At 60.5% G+C, this 1,104-nt stretch carries 1 protein-coding gene; it reads left to right on the forward strand.

Annotation, left to right across the window (positions count from 1 at the left end; all coding sequences use genetic code 11):
* Nucleotides 1-1,104: RHS repeat-associated core domain-containing protein (locus tag HEP69_RS23485; protein ID WP_290560944.1), on the forward strand; the 1,104-nt coding region annotated here is incomplete at both ends.

Consider the following 1,104-nt stretch of genomic DNA (forward strand, 5'->3'; position numbering starts at 1 on the left):
AGCTTTGACGGCTTTGGTCAGCAGGCCGCGAGCCCCAAGGTAACGGCAACGGTTTTCGATGCCTATGGGCGGCTGATCCGGGCGCAGACCTTGGAGCATGACGTGTTCTTTGGCTACGACCAAACCGGGCGGAGAACGTACAAGGACGTAGTGCCGCTCGACGATGCGGGTGCCGCAGAGCTTTACCTCTTTCCCACCGAAACTTTCCATCGCGGGCCGAAAGGGGACGAGAGCTTTGTCAATATCGGCTCTACCCGCTTGGTGCGGATGGAACACGGGACAGGGCGCTGGTTCTACTATCTCAAGGACCATCTGGATTCCCCGGATTACGTGATGACGAGCGCTGGTGTGCCGGTCGAACAGATGCTCTACCGCGCCTATGGCACAGAGCATCAGCCCCAAATTCTGTCATCCGATTGGGCCAGCCATGAGGAGGCCGTCGCCGACGAGAAGCCGCGTGAAAAGACGCATCACCGCTTTACCGGCAAATATCTCGATGATGCGACGGGGCTCTATTACTACGGGGCGCGCTACTACGATCCGGCGCTGGGGCGCTTCATCTCGCCTGACCCGCTCTATCTCAGCGACCCCGAGCGCTGCGTAGGCAACACCATCGCCTGCACTCTCTTTGCCTATGCCAACAACAACCCGATGTCGTTCATTGATCCCACAGGGCTAGAAGGCATCGTGCAGGGCGATGAGGCCTATAGGCGGCAGGCCGAGGAAAGTCTGCAACGCGTTGATCCCACTGCGCGGGTGGATATGGAGACTGGCGAAATCAGCCAAAGCTGGCTGCACGGGCTTTGGCTCGAGAGCAAAAGCTTCGTTACCGGTGAGACCAATTTTGACACCGGGCGAGAGCTTGTCAGCCGGATCGTGGAGGACCCGCAGACCACCACAATCAGCTTTCAGGCCAATGCGGCTGGGGGGGCGCGGGCGGATGGGCAGCCCTTCACGGCGAGCACGCCGGGTGATATCAACCTAGTCTATGACCCATCCTACCTGCCGGCGTTGCCAGAATATGACGCGGCAACCGGCACATTGGCCCACGAGACCCCCGAACCGGGCGGGGGTTTGGGCCATGAGCAGAGCCACACCCACCCA

It is taken from the genome of Aestuariivita sp. (assembly GCF_021404545.1).
Taxonomy (GTDB): domain Bacteria; phylum Pseudomonadota; class Alphaproteobacteria; order Rhodobacterales; family Rhodobacteraceae; genus Aestuariivita.